This window comes from Stutzerimonas sp. 21-1, assembly GCF_056336065.1.
On sequence record NZ_CM150500.1, the window covers coordinates 3,158,432 to 3,182,261 of the forward strand.

The window sequence follows — 23,830 nt, forward strand, 5'->3', positions numbered from 1 at the left end:
TTCGCAATCCATTGGGGTCCGCGGGATCCGCATTCAGTCAAAACGGGGGACTATGTTGGCCTTGTCGATCAGATCGACGGGCAATAGATACTCATGATCATCAACGAGTATCACCACATCCTGCTCCTCCACCCCGCGGAGAAGCCCTTGGAAATTGCGCCGCCCCTCGAAGGGGGAACGCAGTTTGATTTTTACCTGCTCGCCCACATGGGCGGCGTATTGCTCCAACTTGAACAATGGCCGATCCATACCGGGAGAGGACACCTCAAGGGTGTAATCGACACTGATGGGGTCTTCGACATCAAGCACGCCACTGAGCTGACGGCTGACCTTCTCACAATCGTCGATCAGAATACCGTTGGCGTGATCGATATAGACTCGAAGCAGCGAATGCCTTCCCTGAGAGAGGAACTCGATACCCCAACATTGATACCCGAGCGCCTCTACCACCGGGGCCAACAAGGCCTGCAACTGTTCTAGCTTGCTCGACATCGAAGTCCCTCGCGCATGCTGTACAAACGAAAAATGGGCGAAACGCCCATCCCTGTGATCGCCTGAAGTGCCGGCGACCTGGCCTGAAGCCAATAAAAAGCCCCTATACAGGGGCTCTTCACTTCACTGGTTGCGGGGGCTGGATTTGAACCAACGACCTTCGGGTTATGAGCCCGACGAGCTACCAGACTGCTCCACCCCGCGACAAACTGGGCACGAATTGTACGATCATCTTGACAATCGGTCAACCGAAACCCTGATAACAAGAAGGCCCGCACTAGGCGGGCCTGCTTGTTTGGTACCGAGGAGGGGACTCGAACCCCTACAGCCTATGGCCACTACCACCTCAAGGTAGCGTGTCTACCAATTCCACCACCTCGGCAAAAACCTTTACTGCTTCTCCTGCACCGAAGGAACATCACCCGTAGGGTTACGCTCTTCCAGAACCGGAACATCATTCACTGCAGGCTTGCTTGCCGGAACCTCAAGCACCGCCGGATCGGGCAGGCCCGCCTGCGAGATACTATCAGCCTGCTCCTTGGCGAAAAAGGCCAAGCCCAGACTTGTCACAAAAAAAACGCCGGCGAGTATAGCAGTAAACCGACTCAGAAAGGTAGTACTACCTTGACTTCCGAATACGGTAGCCGAAGCACCCGAACCGAATGAAGCCCCTGCATCCGCACCCTTGCCCTGCTGCAGTAATACCAACACAACCACACCCAGGGCGACCAGCAGATGCACCACGATCACAACAGTCTGCAACATCTGATCACTTCCCCGCAGCACGACAGATCGCGCCAAATTCGTTCGCTTTCAAAGAGGCTCCGCCGATTAGTCCGCCATCTACATCAGCCTGAGCAAACAACTCAACGGCATTTTCCGATTTGACGCTTCCACCATAAAGAATCCGCAAACCGCCAGCAATGCGCGAATTCCGCTGCGCCACCACAGCTCGAATGACCGCATGAACCTCTTGCGCCTGCACCGGCGTCGCAGTCAGCCCGGAACCTATCGCCCAGACCGGCTCATACGCAACCACAGCCGACTCAAACGCATCCACACCAACCACGTCGAGCACACTATTTAACTGCTGCGACACCACATCAAGTGTCTTTCCCAGCTGACGCTCTTCTAGCGTCTCACCAACGCAGAGGATGGGCTTCAGTCCACTCGCCTGCGCCGAAGAAAACTTTCGACATACAACCTGATCACTTTCGGCAAACAGCGATCGCCGCTCAGAATGGCCAACCAGAACCCACGCACACCCCAAATCACGCAACTGGGTGGCTGACTCTTCGCCTGTAAAGGCTCCAAAGCCAGGCTCCGTCGAACAATCCTGCGCCCCCACAGCGATTTCCTCACCTTGGAGATCGCTCAAGACCTGCGCAAGATGAATGGATGAAGGCAAAACCACGACATCCACATCAGCCGGAAGCTCTTCAACCCGGAGGGAGCAAATCAGCTCTGCGACGCTAGTGCGGGTACCGTTCATTTTCCAGTTACCAGCTACCATCTTGCGGCGCATGCTTTACCTCGTCGGTCAAAGTGGGCGCAGATGTTACTCAACCGCCCCCACCCTGGCAAGCAGATCACGCACAAACTTTTGCTACTACTTTTGCCAACTCCTCGGCATGCGCGCGCACCTGCTGCTCATCATCACCCTCCACCATGACCCGCATCAATGGTTCTGTACCGGACTTGCGCAGCAATACTCGCCCGCGCCCAGCCATGCGCTCGGTAACATCATCGCAGGCTGCCTGCACATCAGGATGCGAAAGCGGATCGGTTCCGCCCGCGTAGCGCACGTTTATCAGCACTTGCGGACATTTATGCCAGGCGAGGCGCTCCTGCGCGAGGGATTGACCTCGACGGCGCAGAGCCAGCACGACTTGCAATGCCGCGATGATGGCGTCCCCGGTGGTCGTATGCTGAGCGCAAACGATATGCCCTGAATTCTCTCCCCCTAGCGGCCAACTGCGCTCCAGCATCTCGGCGATTACATAGCGGTCGCCGACCTTGGCACGCACGAATGGAATCTCGCGCGCCTTCAACGCCAACTCCAGACCGAGATTGCTCATCAGGGTACCCACCACGCCACCGTTCAGGCGCTCGCGCTCCTGCAGATCGGTAGCAATGATGTATAGAAGCTCATCGCCATCCACGACTGCCCCGGTGTGATCGACCATCATCACGCGATCGCCGTCGCCGTCGAAGGCGATACCCATATCGGCACCGTTCTCGACCACCGCCTTCTGCAACTGGCCTACATGGGTCGAACCGACATCCGCGTTGATATTCAGCCCATCAGGCTGCGCGCCGATCACCACCACCTGAGCACCGAGTTCGCGGAATACGCTCGGCGCCACCTTATAGGTGGCGCCATGCGCACAATCGATAACCAACTTGAGACCACTGAAATCGGTACTGGTCGGCACGCTGCTCTTGCAGAACTCAATGTAGCGCCCGGCCGCATCGTTAATCCGCGACGCCTTGCCCAGCTGAGCCGATTCGACCACGGTCATCGGCGCATCCAGCAACTCCTCGATCATCAGCTCGACCTCGTCCGGCAGCTTGGTGCCGCGACCAGAGAAGAACTTGATGCCATTGTCGTGATGCGGATTGTGCGAGGCACTTATGACAATGCCAGCCTCGGCGTGGAAGGTACGCGTCAGATAAGCCACTGCCGGCGTTGGCATCGGTCCCAGCAACAACACATCGGCACCCGCCGCAGACAGCCCGGCCTGCAGTGCAGACTCGAACATATAACCGGAAATGCGGGTGTCCTTGCCGATCAGGATGCGGCACTTGCCCTGCTTGCGAAAAGCCATGCCCGCCGCCCAACCCAGCTTGAGCATGAAATCCGGCGTGATCGGAAACTGCCCGACGTGCCCGCGAATCCCGTCCGTGCCGAAGTACTTTCTACCCATGAAAACCGTCCCTTTATTCTGCAGACTGAACTGCAGCTATCATTCGAACCACATCAACCGTCTCGGCCACGTCGTGCACGCGAATAATCTGCGCACCCTTGGCCACTGCTAGCGCTGCCAGCGCGAGACTGCCATAGAGCCGTTCATTCACCTCACGCCCGAGAACCTTGCCAATCATGGTTTTGCGCGACACACCGACCAGCAGCGGCCGCCCAAGCGCATGCAGCCGCTCAAGGTGTCTGAACAGACTGAGATTGTGTTCGAGCGTCTTGGCAAAGCCGAATCCTGGATCCAGCACGATACGCTCAGCTTTGATGCCGGCAGCCACGCACTCGGCCATGCGCTGCGCGAGGAAATCACACACCTCGGTGGTTACGTCAGTGTACTGCGGGTCGTCCTGCATATCGCCAGGCTCGCCGCGCATGTGCATCAGACAAACTGGCAAGCCGCTATCGAGCGCCGCATCCAAAGCGCCGTCGCGACGCAGCGAGCGCACGTCATTGATCAGACCCGCACCCAGCCGCGCAACCTCTCGGATCACCGCCGGAGTCGAAGTGTCGACAGAAATCACCACGTCCAGCTCGCGCGCAATGGCTTCCACCACCGGTGCCACGCGCTCGAGCTCTTCTGTCGGCGAAACCGCACGCGCCCCGGGGCGCGTCGACTCACCACCGACATCTAGCAGCGTTGCGCCGGCACGCACCATCGAGTCGGCATGTTTCAGCGCCGCATCTTTCAGCGCGTAGCGCCCGCCGTCGGAAAAAGAATCAGGGGTGACATTCAGGATACCCATCACTTGCGGACGGGCTAAATCAAGAACCCGGCTACCACAGGATAGCCGGGCTGCAGACAACGTTTCGCTCATTTGAACGCCTTGAGGCTTAGTGTTCGCCGGCCGGACCTCCGATCGGCGTTTCTGGCCGCCCGCTTTCGGGCTGGGTCGATTTGCCCGACGCCCCCGAACCACCCTGCCAATCACGTGGTTCGCGCGGTGGCCGCCCGGCCATGATGTCGTCGATTTGCTCAGCATCGATGGTTTCGTATTTCATCAGCGCCTCGGCCATCATGTCCAGCCGATCGCGATTATCCGCCAGGATCTGCTTGGCGGTGCCATAGCAGTGATCGATGATGCTGCGCACCTCCTGATCGATCAGTTTGGCCGTCTCGCCCGAGACGTTAGTGTGCTGGCTTCCGGCACTGCGACCGAGGAACACCTCGCCCTCTTCTTCGGCATACATCAGCGGCCCGAGCTTTTCAGAAAGCCCCCACTTGGTGACCATGTTCCGCGCGAGTTGCGTAGCCCGCATGATGTCGTTGGATGCGCCAGTGGTCACGCCCTCGAAGCCGAGCGTCATTTCCTCGGCGATGCGCCCACCGAACAGCGAGCAGATCTGGCTGATCAGCGCTCGCTTGGACAGGCTGTAGCGATCCTCTTCCGGAAGAAACATCGTCACGCCGAGCGCACGACCGCGCGGGATGATCGACACCTTGTAGACCGGATCATGCTCGGGCACCACACGACCGACGATTGCGTGTCCTGCCTCGTGGTACGCGGTGTTGAGCTTCTCCTTCTCAGACATGACCATCGATTTGCGCTCGGCGCCCATCATGATCTTGTCCTTGGCCAGCTCGAATTCCTTCATTTCAACGATGCGCTTGTTGGCTCGCGCGGCGAACAGCGAGGCCTCGTTGACCAGGTTGGCCAGATCGGCGCCGGAGAAGCCTGGAGTGCCACGGGCAATCACCGCTGGTTCGACGTTGTCGCCCACTGGAACCTTGCGCATGTGCACTTTCAGAATCTGCTCGCGACCACGGATATCCGGCAGCCCCACCACTACCTGGCGGTCGAAGCGGCCGGGACGCAGCAGGGCCGGATCGAGCACGTCCGGACGGTTGGTGGCGGCGATGACGATGATGCCGTCATTCATCTCGAAACCATCCATCTCCACCAGCAACTGGTTGAGAGTCTGCTCACGCTCGTCATGACCACCGCCGAGGCCGGCACCACGGTGGCGACCCACCGCGTCGATCTCGTCGATGAAGATGATGCACGGCGCATGTTTCTTGGCCTGCTCGAACATGTCGCGCACACGGCTGGCGCCGACACCAACGAACATCTCGACGAAGTCCGAACCGGAAATGGTGAAGAACGGTACTTTCGCTTCGCCAGCAATGGCTTTGGCCAGCAGCGTCTTACCAGTACCGGGAGGACCGACCATCAGCACGCCGCGCGGGATGCGGCCACCGAGTCGCTGGAACTTGCCAGGATCTCGCAAAAACTCTACCAGCTCATGCACTTCCTCCTTGGCCTCGTCGCAACCGGCAACGTCAGCAAAGGTGGTCTTGACTTGGTCCTCAGACAGCAGGCGCGCCTTGCTCTTGCCGAAGCTCATCGGGCCGCCCTTGCCACCCGCGCCGCCCTGCATCTGGCGCATGAAGAACATGAACACCGCGATGATCACCAGAATCGGGAAGCTCGCCACCAACAGCTGGGTCCAGATGCTCTGCTGCTCCGGCTGCTTGCCTTCGATGATCACGTTGTTGTTGATCAGGTCGCCGATCAGGCCGTTGTCCTGGATCGCCGGGCGAACAGTCTTGAAGGTTTCGCCGTCGCTGCGTTTGCCGATGATCACGAAGCCATCGACGGTCACACGCTCGACACGCCCATCCTTGACCTGCTCGATGAAGTCGGAATAGTTGAGCGTCTGCGGCTCGTTCGGGCTGGAAAAATTGTTCATCACCGTCACCAGAACAGCGGCGATGATCAGCCACAGGATGAGGTTCTTAGCCATGTCGTTCAAATTCACTACCCTCTGGAGCAGGCCCGTCAGACGGGGATCTGCATGACGGCCGGATGCTTGCTCAGCCTAACTTACTACACAACGCGCACGAGCTGACAGCTTGTCTGTAACCCTATATGAAACGGCCAGACCGGCAAAACAGACACTGACTATCGCTCGGTCGGCTTTTCTCAATCGGCCTTATTCGCCCTGCGGCCCCTTGAAACCTCGCGCCAGCAAATACTGTTCACGCGAGCGGTCGCGGGAAGACAGCGGCTTACGCATCTGCACCTTGTCGAAGTTCTGCCGCACATCCTTCAGATAGGCATCGAAGCCTTCGCCTTGGAATATCTTGATCAGAAAATCACCACCGGGGCGCAGTACCCGCGTGGCGAGATCCAGTGCGAGCTCGCAGAGAAACATCGCGCGCGGCTGATCGGACGCCCTTACTCCACTCATGTTGGGGGCCATATCGGAGATAACAAGGTCCACCGGATGCTCGCCGATGGCCTCGAGAATCTGCGCGAACACCTCGTCTTCGGTGAAATCGCCCTGAATGAAGGTCACATCGGCAATACTGTCCATCGGCAGGATATCGGAGGCGATCAGCCGCCCCTTGTCGCCGATAACCCGGCTGGTGACCTGCGACCAACCGCCGGGCGCCGCGCCAAGATCGACCACGGTCATGCCGGGGCGCAGGATGCGATCCTTCTCCTGGATTTCCAGCAGCTTGTAGCTGGCGCGGGAGCGGTAGCCGTCCCTTTGCGCCATCTTCACGTAGGGATCGTCGAAATGTTCTTTCAGCCAACGCGGGCTGGTCTTGGAACGTGCCAAGCTGATACCTCATCTGTGCGGCCCGGAACCTGTCGGTTACACTAGCCGCCGTTTTTCAAGGGTTCTGACGCAAGGGTCGAAATATGCCGCTCACCAACGAGCAGAAGAAACACTACAAGTCCATCGGCCACCATCTGAAACCGGTTCTGATCGTAGCCGAAAACGGCCTCAGTGAAGGCGTGCTGGCCGAACTGGAGCGCGCACTGAACGATCACGAACTGATCAAGGTGCAGTTCCGCATCGCCGAGCGCGAGGATCGTCACGCGCTGATGGAAGAACTCTGCAAGGCCGCCCGCTGCGAACTAGTCCAGAACATCGGCAAGATGGCCCTGGTCTATCGCAAGAATCCCAAGGCCAACAAGCAGCTCTCCAACATTCACCGCTTCCAGGCCTAACTCTCACAGGGCCTAGCCTTCGCGAATACTCAGCCCTCACGCCCCGGTGGGGGTTGCAGCACCAGCAACAGTCCGCAAAACGCCATCGCCAGATAGCTGAACAGCGACCAGTAATTCGATGCGAAAACACCGCTGCGCTCGATGAAGAAGCTGATCGCCAGTAGCAATGTTGCCAGCAGCAACTGGCCGCGCAACTCGGCCGCGAACCGCGCGAGCCCCGTGAGTGGTAGCAACACCACCGCCTGCAACACTACGCAGAACCCGGCGAACCCTACCAGCAACGGCCGCAGCGCCGCCGCCAGCTCGTCGACCAACAGCGGCGCCAACCCGACCTTGGCCAACGCGGGCAACACGACGAAATGCAGCAACCACAGGCCGCCGACCCAGAACGTCTGGGCCAGCTGCCAGGTTATGGTGCCGCCGCGCACGGGACGAAGCTCAGATATGACGAACCTCGACGATCTCGTATTCGATCAGTCCGCTAGGCGTCTTCACCGCGACCACATCGCCTTCTTCCTTGCCGACCAACGCACGGGCGATCGGTGAACTCACCGACAGTTTGCCCTGTTTGATATCCGCCTCATCGTCACCGACGATCTGGTAGGTCACTTGCTCGTCGGTTTCGACATTGGCGATATCCACGGTAGTCCCGAAGATCACCTTGCCGGTCGGCGTGATATTGGCAATATCGATGACCTGCGCATTCTGCAGCCGACCTTCGATATCGCGAATCCGCGCCTCGACCATGCCCTGCTGCTCGCGCGCGGCGTGGTATTCAGCGTTTTCCTTGAGATCACCCAGTTCGCGCGCTTCGGCGATGGCCTGGGTGATCTGCGGGCGCAGTACGGTTTTCAGGTGTTTGAGTTCTTCTTCCAGGGCGCGGGCGCCCTGGACGGTCATGGGGAACTTGGTCATGCGTGGATTCCTGCATGGAGATCCTGCAAGCGGCGCACGGTCTTCTCGGGACCGAACTTGAGCGCCTCACAGATCGCCTGACCACCAGCGATGGTGGTGGTGATGCATATCTTGTGCTGCAGGGCATTGCGACGAATGGAATACGAATCGGCGATCGACTGCCGGCCTTCGGTGGTGTTGATGATCAGCGTGACCTCGTCATTCTTGATCATGTCAACCACGTGCGGCCGGCCTTCGGTCACCTTGTTCACGCGGCGCACCGGCAAGCCGGCGGCCTCGATGATGCGCGCCGTGCCGGCGGTGGCGACCACTTCGAAGCCCAGCCCGATCAGATCGCGGGCGACCTGCTCGACGTAGGGTTTGTCGTCTTCACGCACGCTGATGAACGCGCAACCGGAAGTCGGCAGGATTTCGCTGGCACCCAGCTGGGCCTTGGCGAAGGCCTCGGCGAAGCTGTCGCCGACTCCCATCACTTCGCCGGTGGACTTCATTTCCGGGCCGAGGATGGTATCCACGCCGGGGAACTTGGCGAAGGGGAATACCGCTTCCTTGACGCTGAAGAACGGCGGAATGATTTCCTTGGTGAAGCCGATCTCGGCCAGCGTCTTGCCAGCCATGACGCGCGCGGCGACCTTGGCCAGCGACTCGCCAATGCACTTGGAAACGAACGGCACGGTGCGCGAAGCACGCGGGTTCACTTCCAGCACGTAGATGTCTTCGCCTTGCACTGCCATCTGCACGTTCATCAGACCAACCACGTCGAGTTCCAGGGCCATCTTGCGCACCTGCTCACGGATCTCGTCCTGAATGTGCTGCGGCAGCGAATAGGCCGGCAGCGAGCACGCCGAGTCACCGGAGTGCACGCCGGCCTGTTCGATGTGCTGCATGATCGCGCCGATCACCACCTGCTCGCCATCGCACACCGCATCCACGTCCACCTCGATGGCGCAGTTGAGGAAGTGATCGAGCAGCACCGGGCTGTCGTTGGACACCTGCACAGCTTCGCGCATGTAGCGCTTGAGCTCTTCTTCCTCGTAGACGATCTCCATCGCGCGGCCGCCGAGCACGTAGGACGGGCGCACCACCAGCGGATAACCGATGGCCTTGGATGCCGTGATGGCTTCCTCCTCGCTGCGTGCGGTGGCGTTCTGCGGCTGGCGCAGGTTCAGGCGCTGCACCATCTGCTGGAAGCGCTCGCGGTCTTCGGCGCGGTCGATGGCGTCCGGGCTGGTGCCGATGATCGGTACGCCTGCTTCTTCGAGGGCGCGGCAGATCTTGAGCGGCGTCTGGCCGCCGTACTGCACGATCACACCCTTGGGCTGCTCGACACGGACGATCTCCAGCACGTCTTCCAGGGTCACCGGCTCGAAGTACAGCCGGTCGGAGGTGTCGTAGTCGGTGGAGACGGTTTCCGGATTGCAGTTGACCATGATGGTCTCGTAGCCGTCCTCACGCATCGCCAGCGCCGCGTGCACGCAGCAGTAGTCGAACTCGATGCCCTGGCCGATGCGGTTGGGACCACCACCGAGGATCATGATCTTGTCGCGACTCGACGGGTTGGCCTCGCACTCTTCCTCGTAGGTCGAGTACATGTAGGCGGTGTCGGTGGCGAACTCGGCAGCGCAGGTGTCGACGCGCTTGTAGACCGGCAGCACCTTGAGCTTGTGGCGGTGGCTGCGCAGGTTCTTCTCGGTAACACCGAGCAGCTTGGCCAGGCGCGCGTCGGAGAAGCCCTTGCGCTTGAGCTTGTACATCAGATCGCGATCGATGCTGGACAGGCCCAGGGTCTTGACCTGCTCTTCTTCCTTGACCAGATCCTCGATCTGCACGAGGAACCAAGGGTCGATCTTGGTCAGGGCAAACACATCCTCGACGCTCTTGCCGGCGCGGAAAGCGTCGGCGACATACCAGATGCGCTCGGCACCCGGCACGGTCAGCTCACGCTTGAGCGTGCTCTCGGCCTCGACATCGGCGAGGTTCAGCTTCGGATCGAAGCCGGTGGCGCCAACTTCCAGACCACGCAGGGCTTTCTGCATGGATTCCTGGAAGGTCCGGCCGATGGCCATGACTTCACCCACCGACTTCATCTGGGTAGTCAGACGGGCATCCGCCTTGGGGAATTTCTCGAAGGCGAAACGCGGGACCTTGGTCACCACGTAATCGATGGCCGGCTCGAAGGAGGCCGGGGTGCGGCCGCCAGTGATGTCGTTCTGCAGCTCGTCGAGGGTATAGCCGACGGCCAGCTTGGCGGCGATCTTGGCGATGGGGAAACCGGTGGCCTTGGAAGCCAGTGCCGAGGAACGCGATACACGCGGGTTCATCTCGATGACGACCATGCGCCCGGTGTTCGGGCAGATACCGAACTGCACGTTGGAGCCGCCGGTTTCCACGCCGATCTCGCGCAGCACCGCCAGCGAGGCGTTGCGCATGATCTGGTATTCCTTGTCGGTCAGCGTCTGCGCCGGAGCCACGGTGATCGAGTCGCCGGTGTGCACGCCCATCGGATCGAAGTTCTCGATGGAGCAGACGATGATGCAGTTGTCCTTCTTGTCGCGGACCACCTCCATCTCGTATTCCTTCCAGCCGATCAGCGATTCGTCGATCAGCAGCTCGCTGGTCGGCGACAGATCCAGACCGCGCGCGCAGATTTCCTCGAACTCCTCGCGGTTGTAGGCGATGCCGCCGCCGGTGCCGCCCATGGTGAACGACGGGCGGATGATGCAGGGGAAGCCGACCTTGTCGAGCACGCCGTAGGCTTCATCCATGTTGTGCGCGATGCCGGAAACCGGGCACGCCAGACCGATGTTCTTCATCGCCTTGTCGAAGCGCGAGCGATCCTCGGCCTTGTCGATGGTGTCGGCGTTGGCACCGATCATCTCGACGCCGAACTTCTCCAGCACGCCGTGCTTTTCCAGATCCAGCGCGCAGTTCAGCGCAGTCTGGCCGCCCATGGTCGGCAGCAGCGCGTCGGGGCGTTCCTTCTCGATGATCTTGGCCACCGTGGCCCACTTGATCGGCTCGATATAGGTGGCGTCCGCCATCGCCGGATCGGTCATGATGGTGGCGGGGTTGGAGTTCACCAGGATGACGCGGAAGCCTTCTTCCTTCAGCGCCTTGCACGCCTGCGCGCCGGAATAGTCGAACTCACAGGCCTGGCCGATGACGATGGGGCCGGCACCGAGGATCAGGATGCTCTTTATGTCTGTACGCTTAGGCATGGGACTCTCGTTGCAATAATCAGGACAGGGTTGCGGTGGCCAGCTTCACACCAAAGCCGACGAACAGGGCGCCGACGCCCGAAGTGGCGCCGGCGGCCAGCCGTTGCCGCCGACGGAACCAGGCCGCCAGCCGCACACCGGTAAAAATCAGGAAACTCAGATACAGCGCGCTGATCAGCTCGAGGACCGCGCCCAGCACCAGGAACGATAGTCCCGGATGGGCGTAGGCGGGATCGACGAACTGGATGAAGAAGGAGATGAAGAACAGGATCGCCTTCGGGTTCGACAGGCTCAGCAGCAGCGCCTTGCGAAACGGCTGGTAGACGTCCACGCGTTCGGCGTGCTCCACGGCCGCCTCGGGGTGGCGCAACCGCTGCCAGGCACCGCGCAGCATGCCGACACCGAGGTAGCAGAGGTACGCCGCGCCGAGGTACTTGAGGCCGAGGAACAGCATCGGCTCAGCCTTCAGCAGCGACGCCACGCCGAGCGCCGACAGCAACATCAGCAGCGCATCCCCGAGGAACACGCCGCAGGCGGCACGATAGCCGGTCGCCACGCCACGCTGGGCCGATGTCGCCAGGACGAACAAGGAGTTCGGTCCGGGCAACAGGACGACGAAAACCACACCTAGCACGTAGGTCCAGAAATCGGTTATCCCCAGCGTCGGCATGCCTGTTCTCCTCAGCGCCGCTCGGCCATTGCCGCGATGAAGCGGTCGAACAGCGGCGCCACATCGTGCGGGCCCGGGCTGGCTTCCGGGTGACCCTGGAAGCTGAACGCAACCTTGTCGGTGCGCTCGATGCCCTGCAGCGTGCCATCGAACAGCGACTTGTGGGTGGCGCGCAGATTGGCCGGCAGACTGGCCTCATCCACCGCAAAACCGTGGTTCTGACTGGTGATCATCACCGCACCACTGTCCAGATCCTGCACCGGATGGTTGGCACCGTGGTGACCGTTCGGCATCTTCATCGTCCGGGCGCCGGATGCCAGGGCCAGCAACTGATGGCCCAGGCAGATGCCGAACACCGGAATATCGGTCTCGAGGATTTCCTGAATCGCCTTGATCGCGTAATCGCACGGCTCGGGGTCACCCGGGCCGTTGGCCAGGAAGATACCGTCCGGATTGAGCGCCAGCGCTTCGCTAGCCGGGGTCTGCGCCGGCAGCACGGTGACGCGGCAACCGCGCGCAACCAGCATGCGCAGGATGTTCAACTTGACGCCATAGTCATACGCCACCACGTGGTAGGGCAGCTCTGTGGCGGGAATCTCCGGGTGGCTATCGGTCTTCAGCTCCCACACGCTGGAACGCCACTCGTAGCGCTCGGTGGTGCTGACCACCTTGGCCAGGTCCATGCCCTTCAGGCCCGGGAAACTGCGCGCCAGTTCCAGCGCCTTCTCTTCGGTGGCGTCCGCGCCGGCCAGGATGCAGCCATCCTGGGCGCCTTTCTCGCGCAGGATGCGGGTCAGCCGGCGGGTATCGATGCCGGCGATGGCGACAGTGCCGTTGGCCTTCAGATAGTCGGCCAGCGACTGCTTGTTGCGCCAGTTGCTGGCCAGCAGCGGCAGGTCGCGAATGACCAGGCCGGCCGCCCATACCTGACGGGCCTCGGCATCTTCCGGCGTGGTGCCGGTGTTGCCGACATGCGGATAGGTCAACGTGACGATCTGCTTGGCGTAGGAAGGATCGGTGAGGATTTCCTGATAGCCGGTCATGGCGGTGTTGAAGACCACCTCGCCAATGGTTTGCCCATCGGCGCCGATGGATTCGCCGCGAAAGATGCTGCCATCGGCTAGGGCCAGAATGGCTGGCGTAGTGGCTGGCTTAGTCAAGAGACCTCCCGTAGATCAAGGCTGGAGCAGACGCAGATTGTAAAAAAGCGGGATGACGTGTGAAGGTCATCCCGCTTTTTATTTGATTCATTTCTGCGCAACTTTTAGTGGACACACTAAAGCGGGAAGCTTACAGAAAATCCCCTTTCCGGTCCAGCCAATATAGCCCGCAAGCCGAGCGTGAACAGACGGGACGATTTTTCCGTAGCGCAGAAACTCACTTGAGACCCAGCACATCTTGCATATCGTAGAGCCCTGCGGGCCGGCCCTCCAGCCAGAGCGCAGCGCGTACCGCGCCCTTGGCGAAGGTCATGCGACTGGAAGCCTTGTGCGTGATCTCCACCCGCTCACCGTCGGCGGCGAACAGCACGGTGTGATCGCCCACCACGTCACCGGCGCGCACCGTGGCGAAGCCGATGGTCTCGCGCTGACGCGCACCGGTCTGGCCTTCTCGACCGTATACGGCGACCTTCTGCAGATCACGGCCGAGCGCCTCAGCCACCACCTCACCCATGCGCAGCGCGGTGCCCGACGGCGCGTCCACCTTGTGCCGGTGATGCGCCTCGATGATCTCGATGTCGACCTCGTCGCCCAGCACCCGCGCCGCGGTATCCAGCAGCTTGAGGCAGAGGTTTACGCCAACGCTGAAGTTCGCGGCGAAGACGATGGGTATCTCCTTGGCCGCGGCAGCCAGACGCTCTTTCTCCTCCGGCGAAAAGCCGGTGGTACCGATCACCATGGCCTTGCCGGCGCGCCGACAGACTTCCAGATTCTTCAGCGTCACCGATGGATGGGTAAAGTCGATCACCACGTCGAACTCGTCCACCGCCCGCGCCAGATCGCCGCTGAGCGGCACACCAAGACGACCGATCGCCGCCAGCTCTCCCGCGTCGGCACCGACCAGGGTGCTGTCCGGCCGATCCACCGCCGCCGTCAGTCCGGCGGCGCCCGCCGTCTGCTGCACCGCCTCGATCAGGGTCTTGCCCATGCGCCCGGCGGCGCCCATCACTGCAATACGTCGCATAGCATCAGCTCCAAGCTGCAAGCCCCAAGCGGCAGGCGACCTCATCTAGGCCGCTTGCCGCCTGCAGCGATCAAACATCACCAAAAAAGCGCTTCACGCCCTCGAACCAGCCACTGGCCTTCGGCGAGTGGGATGTATCGCCCTGCAGCGTGCCGCGGAACTCCTCGAGCAGCTCGCGCTGACGTTTGCTCAGATTGACCGGCGTCTCGACCACCACCCGGCACATCAGATCGCCGGCGCCGCCGCCACGCACCGGTGCCACGCCCTTGCCGCGCAGGCGGAACTGCTTGCCGGTCTGCGTGCCTTCGGGAATCTTCAGCTTGACCCGACCATCAAGTGTCGGCACTTCCAGCTCGCCGCCGAGCGCCGCATCGGCGAAGCTGATCGGCACTTCACAGTACAGATGCTTGCCGTCGCGCTGGAAGATCTGGTGCTCGCGCACGTTGACCACCACATACAGGTCGCCCGCGGGCCCGCCCTGAGTGCCGGCCTCGCCTTCGCCGGTCAGACGGATACGGTCGCCGGTATCGACGCCCGCCGGCACCTTGACCGACAGCGTCTTCTGCTCTTCCACCCGCCCCTGACCGTGACAACTGCCGCACGGATCGGAAATCATCTTGCCGCTGCCATGGCAGCGCGGGCAGGTCTGCTGCACCGAGAAGAAGCCCTGCTGCATGCGCACCTGGCCGATACCGCCGCAGGTGGTACAGGTCACCGGACTGGTGCCCTTCTTCGCACCGGAACCATCGCAAGTCTTGCACTCGACCAGCGTCGGCACGCGAATGGTGACCGTGGTGCCGCGCACCGCCTCTTCCAGATCCAGCTCCAAGGTGTAGCGCAGGTCGCTGCCACGCTGAGCACCGCCTCGCGATGCGCCGCGCGCGCCGCCGAAGAAGTCGCTGAATACATCGCCGAAGATGTCGGAGAAATTGGCGCCACCGTAGCCAGCGCCTGCACCGGCACCCATCTGCGGATCGACACCGGCATGGCCGTACTGGTCGTACGCCGCGCGCTTGCTCGCATCGGAGAGCACTTCGTAGGCTTCGTTGGCTTCCTTGAAAGCCTCCTCGGCCGCCTTGTCACCCGGATTGCGGTCGGGGTGATGCTTCATCGCAAGGCGACGGTAAGCTTTCTTCAGCTCCGCCTCGCTGGCGCCACGCTCGACACCCAGCACCTCGTAAAAATCACGTTTGGCCATATGTTTCCTGAACCCTCAAATTCGTGCCCTCCAGACACGCCGACGCGGGAGCAAGCCCCCGCGCAGCGGTTACGCCCGCCCGGCCGAAGCCAGAACGGGCTGGAGCGGAAGCAAGCCGGGGCTTACTTGTTGTCCTTGACCTCTTCGAACTCGGCATCGACCACATCGTCGCCCGCCTGGTCCTTATCCGCGGCCGGCTGACCTTCGGCGCCCTGCGGCTGCTCGGCATACATTTTCTGCGCCAGCGGCGTGGAGGCCTGCGAGACCGCTGCGATCTTGGCCTCGATCTCAGCCTTGTCGTCGCCCTTGATCGCCAACTCCAGTTCGCCGATAGCCTTTTCGATGGCCGTCTTGTCGTCGGCACTGGCCTTGTCACCGGCTTCGGTCAGCATCTTGCGAGTGGCGTGGACCAGCTGATCGCCCTGGTTGCGAGCGGTCGCCAGCTCCTCGAATTTGCGGTCTTCCTCCGCGTTGGCTTCGGCGTCGCGCACCATTTGCTCGATCTCTTCCTCGGACAGACCGGAGTTGGCCTTGATTACGATCGACTGCTGCTTGCCGGTGGCCTTGTCCTTGGCGGACACGTGCAGGATGCCGTTGGCGTCGATGTCGAAGGTGACCTCGATCTGCGGCATACCGCGCGGTGCCGGCGGAATGTCGGCCAGGTCGAAGCGGCCTAGCGACTTGTTCTGTGCCGCCTGTTTGCGCTCACCCTGCAGCACGTGAATGGTCACGGCGTTCTGGTTGTCGTCGGCAGTGGAGAACACCTGCGACTTCTTGGTCGGAATAGTGGTGTTCTTCTCGATCAGCGCGGTCATCACACCACCGAGGGTTTCGATACCCAGGGTCAGCGGCGACACGTCGAGCAGCAGCACGTCCTTGACGTCACCGGCCAGCACTGCGCCCTGAATGGCGGCACCCATTGCGACGGCTTCGTCCGGGTTGACGTCCTTGCGCGCTTCCTTACCGAAGAACTCGGCGACCTTCTGCTGCACCAGCGGCATACGGGTCTGACCGCCGACCAGGATCACATCGTCGATCTTCGAAACGTCGATACCGGCATCCTTCAGAGCGATGCGGCACGGCTCGATGGTGCGCTCGACCAGATCCTCGACCAGCGACTCCAGCTTGGCGCGGGAGATCTTCACGTTCAGGTGCTTCGGACCGGACGCATCGGCCGTGATGTACGGCAGGTTGACGTCGGTCTGCTGGCTGGAGGACAGCTCGATCTTGGCCTTCTCGGCAGCTTCTTTCAGGCGCTGCATGGCCAGCGGATCGCCCTTGAGGTTCATGCCGCTTTCTTTCTTGAACTCCTCGACGAGGTAGTCGATCAGGCGGATATCGAAGTCCTCGCCACCGAGGAAGGTGTCGCCGTTGGTAGCCAGCACTTCGAACTGGTGCTCGCCGTCGACCTCGGCAATCTCGATCACCGACACGTCGAAGGTCCCGCCGCCCAGGTCATAGACGATCACGGTGTGGTCGCCCTTGGCCTTGTCCATGCCGTAGGCCAGCGCCGCCGCGGTCGGCTCGTTGATGATGCGCTTGACGTCCAGACCGGCGATGCGACCGGCGTCCTTGGTGGCCTGGCGCTGGCTGTCGTTGAAGTAGGCCGGCACGGTGATGACCGCTTCGGTGACCGGCTCGCCCAGGTAGTCCTCGGCGGTCTTCTTCATCTTCTTCAGCACTTCGGCGGAAATCTGCGGCGGTGCCATCTTCTGGCCCTTCACTTCCACCCAGGCGTCGCCGTTGTCGGCCTTGACGATGTTGTACGGCACCATCTTGATGTCTTTCTGCACAACGTCTTCTTCGAAGCGACGGCCGATCAGACGCTTGACTGCATACAGGGTGTTCTGCGGGTTGGTGACCGCTTGACGCTTGGCGGACTGACCGACGAGGGTCTCGCCATCATTGGTGTACGCGATGATCGACGGAGTGGTACGGCCGCCTTCGGCGTTCTCGATGACCTTGACGTTGCCGTTTTCCAGAATGGAGACGCAGGAGTTGGTGGTCCCCAGGTCGATACCGATGATTTTGCCCATTTAATCTCTCTCCCGAATTTCGATTGGTCCGCGCCTGTTTACCGGCTGCGGTAACACAAAAACGCTTGGCTACCAGATGGGGGTTGCCTGCCCGAATTCAAGCCTGCTCGTCGATCGAAGGCACCGCTTGCGAAGGCGCCTTGCTCACCACGACCATCGCCGGGCGCAACAAACGGCCATTGAGCAGGTAGCCCTTCTGGAACACCTTGAGCACGCTGCCTGGCTCGGCATGGGTGCTCTCTTCCATCGCCATTGCCTGGTGGTGCTCCGGATTGAACGGCTCGCCATGCGGATCGATCTGCGTCAGCTGATGGCGCGCCAGCGTGTCGAGCAGCAGCTTGAGCGTCAGCTCCAGCCCCTCGCGCACCGACTTGACCGCCTCATCGTCCGGCTTCGACAGCTCGAGGCCGCGCTCCAGACTGTCGGCGACCGCCAGCAGATCGCCGGCGAACTTCTCCAGCGCAAACTTGTGCGCCTTCTCCACGTCCTGCTCGGCGCGCCGGCGGATGTTCTGCATCTCGGCCGCGACCCGCAGCGACTGATCCTGGGCGGCCGCCAACTGCTCTTCGAGCGACTGCACGCGAGCCGCCAGATCGTCGCTGGCAGCGGCCTGATCCTGCTCGTCAAAGGTCTGGTTTTCCAGGTTCTGCTCGTCGGCCATGCGTCCTCCTTATCTCGATACGATTGCGGGCGACCGCCCGCGCTTGTGCCGCTATATGGGGGCACCCTCGCACGGTTCAAGGGCAGGTCGCGCCGACACCGACATGGCGCACGTCGGCCAATCGCGCACCGCATACACCACAATCCGTCGGGGCGTATTGTGGACGCCCCAAAAAGCACTGTATAAATAGCCAGCCTCACAACCCGGAGCGCCACCATGCTGGTTCATCTTTCGGTTCACAACTACGCCATCGTCGAACACCTGGACCTCGAACTGAAACGCGGCATGAGCGTGATCAGCGGCGAAACCGGTGCGGGCAAATCGATCATGCTCGACGCCCTCGGTCTCGCTTTGGGCGACCGTGCCGACAGCAGCGTGGTGCGCCTGGGCGCCGACAAGGCAGACATTCTCGCCAGCTTCGACCTGGACGACATTCCCGACGCCCGTGCCTGGCTCGCCAAGCGCGATCTGGACAACGACGGTCCGTGCATCCTGCGCCGAGTCATCACCGCCGAGGGGCGCTCGCGCGGCTACATCAACGGCGCGCCTTGCCCGCAGGGCGACCTCAAGGCGCTCGGCGAACTGCTGATCGACATCCACAGCCAGCACGAGCACCAGTCGCTGCTCAAACCCGACACCCATCGACGCCTGCTCGACGAATACAGCGCCAGCCAGGAACTCGCCCGCCAGGTGCAACTCGCGGCCCAGCGCTGGCGCCAGACGCAACAGGCGCTCGAACGGCTGAGCAACAGCGGCGACGAGCAACGCGCGCGCCAGCAGTTGCTCAGCTATCAGCTCGAAGAACTGGAAAACCTGGCGCTCGCCGAAGGCGAACTCGAACAGCTGGAGCAGGAGCACAAGAACCTCGCCAACGCCGGCCAGCTGCTTGATGCCTGTCGCCAGGTGACGGAACTGTGCAGCGAGAGCGACGCCGGTAACGTGCTCTCCGCACTGACCTCGAGCCTGCAACGCCTGGCCGCGTTCCAGAATCACGCCGGGGCGCTCGGCGAGGCCGTCAACCTGCTGGCCAGCGCGCAGATCCAGGTCGAGGAGGCAGTCGGCGAGCTCAATCGCTTCGTCGATCATTTCGATGCCGATCCCCAGCGCCAGCAAGCGCTGGAAGAACGCCTGGATACCATCTATACGCTGGCCCGCAAGCACCGCGTGCAGCCTGCCGAACTGGTCGCGCTGCAGCAGCGTCTGCTGGACGAACTGGAAGGCCTGAACGCGGACGACGAAGCCATCGAGCGGCTGGGCGAGGAACTGGCGGCCTATGCTCGCCACTACGAGGAAAAAGCCACGGAGCTGAGCCGCATCCGCCAGGCGGCGGCCGGGGAACTGTCGCTCGCCGTGGAAGCCGAAATCCAGCGCCTGGGCATGCCCGGCGGACGTTTCAGCGTGACGCTGAAACCGGTCGCCGAGGGCGACTACCCGCCCTACGGCTTCGAGCAGGTGGAATTTCTCGTCAGCGCCAACCCCGGCCAGCCGCTACGCCCGCTGGCCAAGGTCGCCTCGGGCGGCGAACTGTCGCGCATCAGTCTGGCAATTCAGGTCATCACGGCGCAGACCTCGCGCGTACCGACGCTGGTCTTCGATGAAGTGGATGTCGGTATCGGCGGCCCTACCGCGGAGATCGTCGGCCAACTACTGCGTCGGCTCGGCGAGCGCGGCCAGGTGCTGACCGTGACCCACCTGCCCCAAGTCGCTGCCCAAGGCCACCACCACCTGTTCGTGCACAAGGCCCGCGACAGCGAACAGACACGCACCGCCGTCGCCGAACTGCATGGCCGCGGCCGCATCGAGGAAATCGCGCGCATGCTCGGAGGCGTCGACCTCACCGAGCAATCATTGGCACACGCACAGCAGATGGTCACAGCGGCACAGGCCTGACCGCAGATACGCGACGCATGAAAAAGGCGACTCGAGAGTCGCCTTTTTCATTTCACCGAAGGAGTTCAGTCCTTCTTACGTACGTAGAGCACCAGATTGTGATCGACCAGCTCATAACCATGACGCTTGACGATCTCTTTCTGCAGCTTCTCGATTTCCTGATCGAAGAATTCGATGACCTCGCCACTGTCGACGCAGACCATATGGTCGTGGTGACCGCTATCGGCCAATTCGAATACGGCGTGCCCGCCATCGAAGTTGTGGCGAACCACCAGCCCCGCGGCCTCGAACTGCGTCAGCACACGATAGACCGTCGCCAATCCGACGTCTTCACCCGCCTCCATGAGCGCCTTGTAGACATCTTCCGCACTCATGTGCCGCTGATCCGCGGTATCCAGCATCTGCAGGATCTTGACCCGAGGCAGGGTGACTTTCAGACCAACTTTTCGTAGTTCGTTATTTTCAACCATGGGTGGCTTTCTCGCTGCTGCTGTTTCGCAGCCTCCTTCAATGCAGGTATGATCCGGGTTTCGTTGCCCAGCCAAGATAGTGGAAGTCACCCACCGATGCAAAACACCAAGCTCATGCTGACCAGCCTCACACTTGTGGGCTTGTTCGCACTCGCCGGTTGTTCTTTTCCCGGGGTTTACAAGGTCGATATTCAACAGGGCAATGTCGTCACGCAGGACATGATAGACCAGTTGCGCCCCGGGATGACCCGCAAGCAGGTGCGCTTCATCATGGGCAACCCGCTGATCACCGACACCTTCCACGCCAACCGCTGGGACTATCTGTACAGCATCCAGCCCGGCGGCAGCGTCCGGCAGCAGGAGCGCGTAATCCTGGTATTCGACGGCAGCGATCAACTGGTTGGCCTGGCCGGCGACTTCATGCCGGGCGTCAGCCGCGACGAAGCCATTCTGGGCACCTCGTCGACCACCACCCAGACTCCTGCCGAGCGCGACAACAAGCCGCAACAGACGCAGGAGAAACCCGCGCCGGGCTCGCTGCTGGAACAGATCCAGCGCGAAGTCGATGCCGCCGAACCGGTGCCGGTGCCGATTCCCGAGCCCCTCGACGTCGAGTGACAAAAAAGCCCGGTTCATACCGGGCTTTTTTATTCCTTCATTTCGGTCTCGGCGTCGTCGCTTTTGCTCTTCGCCGCGCGGGCGGCGCGCTGCTTGCGCACCTCTTTCGGGTCGGCAATCAACGGCCGATAGATTTCCACCCGCTCGCCATCCTCGAGTACACGCTCATCCGGCTTGGCCACGGCCTTGCCGAATATACCCAGCGGCGCATTGGCCAAGTCGAGCCCCGGGAAAAACGCCTCCATCCCCGACCCCAGTGCTGCCGCGCGGACGGTGGTTCCGGCCGGCACGGTCAGGCGCAGCAATTTCTGCTTGTCGGCCAAGGCGTAAACCACTTCGATCGCGACTACCGACTTATCCATAGAGTTGTTTAGCTCGCTCGCAGAACGCATCGACCAGGGTATTGGCCGCCTGATTGAACAGAGGGCCCAGCGTCGCCTTCACCAGCGGACCGGCATAATCGAAGGTCAGATCGAGGCTGATCTTGCAGGCCTTCTCGCCGAGCGCCTTGAATTCCCAGATACCATGGAGATGACTGAACGGCCCTTCCTCCAGCGTCATCTCGATGCGCTTGCCGGCCTGCAACTCATTGCGCGTCATGAACTTCTGACTGAGGCCCGCCTTGGCCACGGTCATGCTGGCATGCATCTGCGTGGCGCTGCTGGCCAGCACCTCGGTCGCCGAGCACCAGGGCAGGAATTGCGGATAGCTGGCCACGTCGTTGACCATGTCGAACAGCGCGCCTGCCGGGTACGGCAGCAGCGCCGATCGTTGAATATGCGTCGTCATGCAGACCTTCTACTTCGTCATGCGCCAGGGGCGCGAACGGCCGGACCGTCACGCAGGAAAGCCGGACTCACCCGCACCACGGCGCGCGCAAAAAACCGACACATTGTCAGGGATAAGCACGCGCCCCTCAAGTTTCCTGCCGCAACGCCGCCGCTGCTTGTCGCCAGCCGCGATGCGACTGCCTATAATGCGCGCCCTATGGCCAAACAGAAGAAACAGTCCCCCGGGACCATCGCGCTGAACAAGAAGGCGCTACACGATTACTTCATCGAGCAGAAGTTCGAGGCCGGCCTCGTTCTGGCTGGCTGGGAAGTGAAAAGCATGCGCGCCGGCAAGGCGCAGCTGGTCGACAGCTACGTGCTGCTCAAGGACGGCGAGGCCTGGCTGATGGGCGCGCATATCACGCCGCTGACCAGCGCCAGCACCCACGTGATTGCCGATCCGACGCGTACCCGCAAGCTGCTGTTGAACAAGCGCGAGCTGGGCAAGCTGTTCGGTGCGGTACAGCAGAAGGGCTACGCCTGCGTGGCGCTGTCGCTGTACTGGAAGAAGCACATGATCAAGTGCGAAATCGCCCTGGCCAAGGGCAAGAAGGAATTCGACAAGCGCCACACCGAGAAGGAGCGCGATTCCGATCGCGAGATCCAGCGGGCGATGCGCACCAAGGGCAAGGACGACTAAGTCTCCTCGCCCCTGTCGAAGCCCCCAGCCGCGCGCCGAGAAGGCGCGGCAAACACCTCAAGCCTTGTGACCGATCACACTCCGATCACCATGTCGGCGCTGCGCGCGCGCCAGGCGCTGGGCTTCCTGCTGCCCCTCCGCAAGCACTTCCTGCACATAGTTGATGTGCCGATGAATCACTTCACGCGCCTCGCTGGCGCGCCGGGCCATGATCGACTCGTACAGCTCGCGATGCTGGCGCAACAGCATGTCGCGGGTTTCATCCCGCAAGGCGTACATGCCACCGATGTTGGTCACCACATTGCGCTTGAGCAGATCGAACAAGCCGCGAATTGTATGCAGCAGCACCGCATTGTGACTGGCTTCGGCGATGGCCAGATGAAACTGCGCGTCGGCGGCTCCCTCTTCGGCCCGGCTCACCGTACCCTCGCGGTCATAGCAGTCCTGCAGAGCCGTAAACGCTTCGGTCAGACGCTGCTGATCCACCTCGGTAGCACGCAAGGCTGCGTAGTAGGCGCAACTGCCCTCCAGCGTGTGACGAAACTCCAGCAGGTCCCGCTGGGCGTCCCGATTGTTTTCCAGCAGATGCAGCAACGGATCACTGAAGGTTGAGCCCAACGACTCGGCAACGAAGTTTCCGCCACCGTGACGGCTGACCAGCAATCCCTTGGCCGCCAGCTTCTGAATCGCCTCGCGCAGCGAAGGCCGCGACACGCCGAATTGCTCGGCCAGCGCACGTTCGGCGGGCAGCCGCTCACCAGCCTTGAGCGTGCCCTCCAGAATCATCGTTTCCAGTTGCGCAACGATGTCATCAGCCAGCCGCCGCTGGCGCACCACTCCAACTTCCATCGCGGCTCGCTCTCGATTGGTTTGACCACTTTAAGAATCGTCTCAGCCTAACGATCACGGAAAGGCCCCGCAACATTGCCGCGTACTACCAATGTCTAAAGTTGGCGAATTGACGCACTCGCGCGCGAGCTCTTACGCTGGCATCTCGCAACTGTAAATTGGTATTACCACTTTACATCGCGCATCCCAACAAGAAGAGGTGCACTCCAATGACGCCGTATCG

The 23,830-nt window shown here is 61.7% G+C and carries 24 protein-coding genes and 2 tRNA genes; 4 read left to right on the top strand and 22 right to left on the bottom strand.

Annotated elements, in window-relative coordinates:
- Window positions 1-33 precede the first annotated feature (33 nt).
- From rimP to rlmE, 9 genes are all read right to left on the bottom strand, one after another.
- Window positions 34-492, bottom strand: a complete 459-nt coding sequence (gene rimP, locus AC0ZJQ_RS15320; RefSeq protein WP_054095271.1) for a ribosome maturation factor RimP — start codon at window positions 490-492, stop codon at window positions 34-36.
- A 127-nt stretch (window positions 493-619) separates the two neighbouring features.
- Window positions 620-696, bottom strand: a tRNA-Met gene (locus tag AC0ZJQ_RS15325).
- A gap of 92 nt (window positions 697-788) precedes the next feature.
- Window positions 789-874, bottom strand: a tRNA-Leu gene (locus tag AC0ZJQ_RS15330).
- Between the two features lie 8 nt (window positions 875-882).
- The gene (secG, locus tag AC0ZJQ_RS15335) at window positions 883-1,257 is read right to left on the bottom strand and encodes a preprotein translocase subunit SecG (RefSeq protein ID WP_237262481.1); all 375 of its coding nucleotides are present in this window, start codon (window positions 1,255-1,257) and stop codon (window positions 883-885) included.
- 4 nt (window positions 1,258-1,261) lie between these two features.
- A complete protein-coding gene (tpiA, locus tag AC0ZJQ_RS15340; RefSeq protein ID WP_476476876.1) occupies window positions 1,262-2,017 on the bottom strand; it encodes a triose-phosphate isomerase in 756 nt (251 codons plus the stop codon).
- Window positions 2,018-2,081: 64 nt separating this feature from the next.
- A complete protein-coding gene (glmM, locus tag AC0ZJQ_RS15345) occupies window positions 2,082-3,419 on the bottom strand; it encodes a phosphoglucosamine mutase (RefSeq protein WP_237262483.1) in 1,338 nt (445 codons plus the stop codon).
- 13 nt (window positions 3,420-3,432) lie between these two features.
- Window positions 3,433-4,284 carry a dihydropteroate synthase gene (folP, locus tag AC0ZJQ_RS15350; RefSeq protein ID WP_237262484.1) on the bottom strand — a complete coding sequence of 284 codons (852 nt, stop codon included), beginning with the start codon at window positions 4,282-4,284 and terminating at the stop codon, window positions 3,433-3,435.
- Window positions 4,285-4,300: 16 nt separating this feature from the next.
- A complete protein-coding gene (gene ftsH / locus AC0ZJQ_RS15355) occupies window positions 4,301-6,211 on the bottom strand; it encodes an ATP-dependent zinc metalloprotease FtsH (protein ID WP_008568951.1) in 1,911 nt (636 codons plus the stop codon).
- A gap of 189 nt (window positions 6,212-6,400) precedes the next feature.
- Complete coding sequence (gene rlmE, locus AC0ZJQ_RS15360; protein ID WP_008568952.1) at window positions 6,401-7,033, bottom strand: 23S rRNA (uridine(2552)-2'-O)-methyltransferase RlmE; 633 nt, start codon at window positions 7,031-7,033, stop codon at window positions 6,401-6,403.
- An 83-nt stretch (window positions 7,034-7,116) separates the two neighbouring features.
- On the opposite strand from rlmE, the gene yhbY reads away from it, so the two are divergent.
- Entirely contained in the window at window positions 7,117-7,428 is a 312-nt protein-coding gene (gene yhbY, locus AC0ZJQ_RS15365) for a ribosome assembly RNA-binding protein YhbY (RefSeq protein WP_008568953.1), read from the top strand.
- A gap of 29 nt (window positions 7,429-7,457) precedes the next feature.
- On the opposite strand, the gene AC0ZJQ_RS15370 is transcribed toward yhbY, so the two are convergent.
- From AC0ZJQ_RS15370 to grpE, 9 genes are all read right to left on the bottom strand, one after another.
- A complete protein-coding gene (locus tag AC0ZJQ_RS15370) occupies window positions 7,458-7,856 on the bottom strand; it encodes a DUF4149 domain-containing protein (protein WP_178091778.1) in 399 nt (132 codons plus the stop codon).
- A 10-nt stretch (window positions 7,857-7,866) separates the two neighbouring features.
- Window positions 7,867-8,343, bottom strand: coding sequence for a transcription elongation factor GreA (greA, locus tag AC0ZJQ_RS15375; protein WP_138300383.1), 477 nt, complete (start codon window positions 8,341-8,343; stop codon window positions 7,867-7,869).
- On the bottom strand, window positions 8,340-11,561 hold the full coding sequence (carB, locus tag AC0ZJQ_RS15380) for a carbamoyl-phosphate synthase large subunit (RefSeq protein WP_213661805.1): 3,222 nt from the start codon (window positions 11,559-11,561) through the stop codon (window positions 8,340-8,342). The genes greA and carB overlap by 4 nt, the downstream gene beginning before the upstream one ends.
- A gap of 19 nt (window positions 11,562-11,580) precedes the next feature.
- Complete coding sequence (gene leuE, locus AC0ZJQ_RS15385) at window positions 11,581-12,231, bottom strand: leucine efflux protein LeuE (protein ID WP_008568957.1); 651 nt, start codon at window positions 12,229-12,231, stop codon at window positions 11,581-11,583.
- Window positions 12,232-12,242: 11 nt separating this feature from the next.
- The gene (carA, locus tag AC0ZJQ_RS15390) at window positions 12,243-13,391 is read right to left on the bottom strand and encodes a glutamine-hydrolyzing carbamoyl-phosphate synthase small subunit (protein ID WP_476476877.1); all 1,149 of its coding nucleotides are present in this window, start codon (window positions 13,389-13,391) and stop codon (window positions 12,243-12,245) included.
- A 217-nt stretch (window positions 13,392-13,608) separates the two neighbouring features.
- Window positions 13,609-14,415: a 4-hydroxy-tetrahydrodipicolinate reductase gene (gene dapB, locus AC0ZJQ_RS15395; protein ID WP_008568960.1), complete on the bottom strand. Its 807-nt coding sequence runs from the start codon at window positions 14,413-14,415 to the stop codon at window positions 13,609-13,611.
- 70 nt (window positions 14,416-14,485) lie between these two features.
- A complete protein-coding gene (dnaJ, locus tag AC0ZJQ_RS15400) occupies window positions 14,486-15,613 on the bottom strand; it encodes a molecular chaperone DnaJ (protein WP_138300385.1) in 1,128 nt (375 codons plus the stop codon).
- Window positions 15,614-15,735: 122 nt separating this feature from the next.
- Window positions 15,736-17,649 (bottom strand): molecular chaperone DnaK, encoded by a 1,914-nt coding sequence (dnaK, locus tag AC0ZJQ_RS15405; RefSeq protein ID WP_008568963.1) that lies wholly within the window; start codon window positions 17,647-17,649, stop codon window positions 15,736-15,738.
- Window positions 17,650-17,746: 97 nt separating this feature from the next.
- On the bottom strand, window positions 17,747-18,310 hold the full coding sequence (grpE, locus tag AC0ZJQ_RS15410) for a nucleotide exchange factor GrpE (RefSeq protein ID WP_213661807.1): 564 nt from the start codon (window positions 18,308-18,310) through the stop codon (window positions 17,747-17,749).
- 216 nt (window positions 18,311-18,526) lie between these two features.
- Between grpE and recN the strand changes: the two genes are divergently transcribed.
- The gene (gene recN / locus AC0ZJQ_RS15415) at window positions 18,527-20,200 is read left to right on the top strand and encodes a DNA repair protein RecN (protein ID WP_476476878.1); all 1,674 of its coding nucleotides are present in this window, start codon (window positions 18,527-18,529) and stop codon (window positions 20,198-20,200) included.
- Between the two features lie 65 nt (window positions 20,201-20,265).
- Here recN and fur read toward each other — a convergent pair whose 3' ends face one another.
- Complete coding sequence (gene fur / locus AC0ZJQ_RS15420; RefSeq protein WP_043298171.1) at window positions 20,266-20,670, bottom strand: ferric iron uptake transcriptional regulator; 405 nt, start codon at window positions 20,668-20,670, stop codon at window positions 20,266-20,268.
- Window positions 20,671-20,766: 96 nt separating this feature from the next.
- Between fur and AC0ZJQ_RS15425 the strand changes: the two genes are divergently transcribed.
- Complete coding sequence (locus tag AC0ZJQ_RS15425) at window positions 20,767-21,288, top strand: outer membrane protein assembly factor BamE (RefSeq protein WP_476476879.1); 522 nt, start codon at window positions 20,767-20,769, stop codon at window positions 21,286-21,288.
- Between the two features lie 29 nt (window positions 21,289-21,317).
- Here the strand turns inward: AC0ZJQ_RS15425 and AC0ZJQ_RS15430 are convergent, their stop codons facing one another.
- Both AC0ZJQ_RS15430 and AC0ZJQ_RS15435 read right to left on the bottom strand, forming a co-directional pair.
- Window positions 21,318-21,650, bottom strand: a complete 333-nt coding sequence (locus AC0ZJQ_RS15430; protein ID WP_008568968.1) for an RnfH family protein — start codon at window positions 21,648-21,650, stop codon at window positions 21,318-21,320.
- A complete protein-coding gene (locus AC0ZJQ_RS15435; RefSeq protein WP_008568970.1) occupies window positions 21,643-22,077 on the bottom strand; it encodes a type II toxin-antitoxin system RatA family toxin in 435 nt (144 codons plus the stop codon). Before AC0ZJQ_RS15435 ends, AC0ZJQ_RS15430 begins: the two co-directional genes overlap by 8 nt.
- Before the next feature lie 198 nt (window positions 22,078-22,275).
- On the opposite strand from AC0ZJQ_RS15435, the gene smpB reads away from it, so the two are divergent.
- The gene (gene smpB / locus AC0ZJQ_RS15440) at window positions 22,276-22,758 is read left to right on the top strand and encodes an SsrA-binding protein SmpB (RefSeq protein WP_003293251.1); all 483 of its coding nucleotides are present in this window, start codon (window positions 22,276-22,278) and stop codon (window positions 22,756-22,758) included.
- Between the two features lie 57 nt (window positions 22,759-22,815).
- Here the strand turns inward: smpB and AC0ZJQ_RS15445 are convergent, their stop codons facing one another.
- Window positions 22,816-23,607, bottom strand: a complete 792-nt coding sequence (locus tag AC0ZJQ_RS15445) for a GntR family transcriptional regulator (RefSeq protein WP_165593620.1) — start codon at window positions 23,605-23,607, stop codon at window positions 22,816-22,818.
- Between the last annotated feature and the right edge of the window lie 223 nt (window positions 23,608-23,830).